At 67.2% G+C, this 1,635-nt stretch carries 1 protein-coding gene; it reads left to right on the top strand.

All coding sequences use genetic code 11. From position 1 onward, the window contains the following. On the top strand, window positions 1-1,635 hold a 1,635-nt coding region (locus tag H3221_RS25510), incomplete at both ends, for a condensation domain-containing protein (RefSeq protein WP_224490815.1).

The following is a 1,635-nucleotide window of genomic DNA, read 5'->3' as shown; positions in this document are numbered from 1 at the left end:
GCTGTTGGCTGTAGAACGGGTGGGGCGTGAGGATGATTTCTTCGCCCTCGGCGGCCATTCGCTGCTGGCCACGCAACTGGTGTCGCAGATTCGTCGCCAGCTGCAGCGTGAGCTGCCTCTGCGCGCGGCTTTCGAGGCCAGCACCCTGAGTAGTCAGGCCCGGCACCTGGCGGCCGCCGAGGCCACGCCTGGCTTCGGCCTGCAGGCCCGCCAACGGGCAGCGTGCAGCCCACAGTCCTTCGCTCAGCAGCGTCTGTGGTTCCTTGCCCAACTGGAGCCCGACAGCCTGGCCTACCACCTGCCTTGTGCTGTGCGCCTGACGGGTGAGTTGGATATCCAGGCCCTGCAACGCAGCTTCGACAGCCTGGCGCAGCGTCATGAAAGCCTGCGCACCACCTTCGCCAGCGGCGACGCGGGTGAGCCTTTGCAATGCGTGCAGCAGCCGACTGCGGTCGGCATCGAGCGCCTGCAGGCGCCGGACGAGGCGCAGCTGCGACATGAGGTCGATGCCTTCAATCGGCGCCCCTTCGACCTCGAACAGAGCCCGCCCTGGCGTGTGGCGCTGATCGAACTGGGCCCGCAGCAGTACGTGCTGGTGCTCTGCCTGCATCACATCATCGCCGATGGCTGGTCGATCCAGGTGCTGCTCGACGAGTTCGCCGCGCTCTATCGGGGCCATGCCGAAGGGCAGCCGGTGGAACTGGCGACACTGCCGATCCAGTACGCCGACTATGCCCTGTGGCAGCGCGATCATCTCGCTGGCAGTCGCCTGGCCGAGCAGGTGCAGTGGTGGCGTGAGCAGCTCGGCAATGAACAGCCGCTGCTGGAGCTGCCGGCAGATCGGCCACGCCCGGCCGTGCGTCTGGGGCAGGGGGCGCGGCATGCTTTCAGCGTGCCGGCCAGCCTGGCCGAGCGACTGCGCGAGCAGGCGCAGTTGCATCAAGTCACGTCATTCATGCTGATTCTGGCGGTCTACCAGGGCCTGCTGTATCGCCTGACCGGCCAGCATGACCTGCGCGTGGGCGTGCCGGTGGCCGGGCGCACCCAGGGCGAGAGCGAGGGGCTGATTGGCCTGTTCGTCAACACCCTGGTGATTCGCAGCGAGGTGGATGCGCAGCATTCGTTCGCCGATCTGCTGCGCCAGGTCAAGGCCCGCGTGGTCGGCGCCCAGGCCCACCAGGATGTGCCCTTCGAGCAACTGGTCGATGCGCTGCAGCCCGAGCGCAGTCTCAGCCATAACCCGCTGTTCCAGGTGGCGTACAACCATCAACGGCAGGACCATCGTGCGCTACAGGCGCTGCCCGGCCTGCAGTGCGAAAGCCTCGACTGTCAGGGGCAGAGTGCCCAGTTCGACCTGGTGCTGGGCACCCTCGAACAGGCTGATGGCCGCCTCGAAGCCTACCTGGATTACGCCACCGATCTGTTCGATGCCTCCAGCGTCGAGCGCCTGGCCGGCCAGCTCCTGCGCCTGCTCGATGGCGCCTGCCGTATGCCGCAGGCGTCGCTGGCCGATCTGCCGTTGCTGGATGCAAGCGAGGTGGCCGAAGTCGAAGCCTGGAACGATCCAGCAGCGGTTCCGAACAGCATTCAGCTATTGCCGGCGCGCATCGCCGAACAGGCGCGCCTGCGCCCGAC

It is taken from the genome of Pseudomonas chaetocerotis, from assembly GCF_015712105.2.
GTDB classification, from domain to species: Bacteria; Pseudomonadota; Gammaproteobacteria; order Pseudomonadales; family Pseudomonadaceae; genus Aquipseudomonas; species Aquipseudomonas chaetocerotis.
This window is presented reverse-complemented; position numbering and strand designations above follow the sequence as displayed.